This window comes from Akkermansia muciniphila (assembly GCF_018709685.1).
In the GTDB taxonomy this organism is placed as follows: domain Bacteria; phylum Verrucomicrobiota; class Verrucomicrobiia; order Verrucomicrobiales; family Akkermansiaceae; genus Akkermansia; species Akkermansia muciniphila_E.
On sequence record NZ_JABDHQ010000033.1, the window covers coordinates 1 to 1,681 of the forward strand.

Consider the following 1,681-nt stretch of genomic DNA (forward strand, 5'->3'; position numbering starts at 1 on the left):
CTACTACTCCTATGATATCCGCGGCAGAAAGACAGCAGAATACGGCACCGCCGTCCAGCCGGCCTGTTTTTCCTACGACGAAGCCGACCGTATGGTGGCGTTGACTACCTTCCGCGCAGATGAAGAGAATATCACCACTGATCCTTCCGACCGAACTGATGGAGACACCACCGCTTGGCTCTATGACGAAGCTACCGGGTTGGAATTGAAAAAGACTTATGCCGACGGCTCCTGTATCTCCAAAACCTACGACGCTCTCAACCATCTGGAGGCATTGACCAAAGCACGAGGCGTTGTGACAACATATACGTATGCTTCCCTTACCGGAGAACTTGTTTCCGTCTCCCACAATGACGGTACGCCAGGATGGGAGTTCACCTACAACCATCTTGGACAGATGATTTCCATTCATGATGCCTCAGGATTAAGAGAATTTTCCTATGATGCCTATGGAAGAACGCAACAGGACACTTCCTTTGGAACCGTGGAAAGCAGCCTCCAGGAAGAATACGATGCCTTTGGACGTTCGGCCGGCTGCCGCCTGATTCTTGGCACTCGCACCGTGCAGCACTCCCATCTTGACTATGACCGGAAAGGTGGCATATTCGGGATGAATCTGGAAGGTCTAAAGTCTTCCTTTACCTGGCAGTATGATCCCACCAACGGCCTCCTCAACCATCTCACCTACCCCAACGGCATGGTCCGCACCAATACCTATCATCCCAGGCTCAACCTCGTAACCGCCATCGGTTACAGGAAGGAAGCTGATGGTGAACTAGCGGCCAGCCATGAATACGACTATGATGGTCTGCTGCGTCCCGTTCAACGCCGGGACTCCTGGGATGGAACCACTCCTGCAACCACCAGAAACTTCACCTGCAACAGCCGCAGCGAGCTGGTCGAAGACCGGGTCAGCCCGGGAGGAAGCTTTATCTATTCCTACGACAATATCGGCAACCGCAGGACTGCCCGGGAACTGGAGGAGGAAGTTTCCTACGATGCCAACGGCCTTAACCAGTACGTGGATATTGCCGGGGGAGAAGAACATTTTAAACCCGTCTACGACGCCGACGGCAACCAGGCCAGGATCAGGACCTCAACGGGCATCTGGAAAGTTTCCTACGACGCCAATGACCGCCCCATCGTCTTCACCAGCCAGGATGGCAGAACAACCATCACCTGCGGCTACGACTACCGGGGACGGCGCTTTGAAAAGAAGGTTTCCGTCAATGGGGCAGTATCCGCCCATTCCTGGTTCCTGTACCGGGGCTATTTGCAGGTAGCCCAACTGGATTTGAGGCATCCTGAACCTGTGATTGTAAAGAGCTACCTGTGGGATCCAATGGAACCGACGGCAACGCGCGTCCTGATGATGACATGCTGGCAGGAAAACGGAATGAAAGTAAAAGAGCATCTCTACTACATGCACGATGCTTTGAAAAACGTCACTTCCATCTTTGATGGACAACACACGACAAGAGCTCGCTACGAGTATGCGCCTTTTGGTAGCCTTCTCACCGCAGAAGGAGACATGGCGCAGGAAAACAAGTTCCGCTTCTCCTGCGAGTTCTCGGACGACGAACTAGGGCTGGTTTACTACAACTACCGCCACCTCAATCCCGCAGACGGCAGGTGGATCAATCGCGATCCTATCGCCGAACAGGGTGGATGGAATTTGTAC

Annotated in this window: 1 protein-coding gene; it reads left to right on the forward strand. The window is 53.5% G+C overall.

Annotation, left to right across the window (positions count from 1 at the left end; genetic code table 11):
• Positions 1 to 1,681 (forward strand): RHS repeat domain-containing protein (locus HHJ06_RS11630; RefSeq protein ID WP_286010605.1); only part of this gene is annotated, 1,681 nt, incomplete at both ends.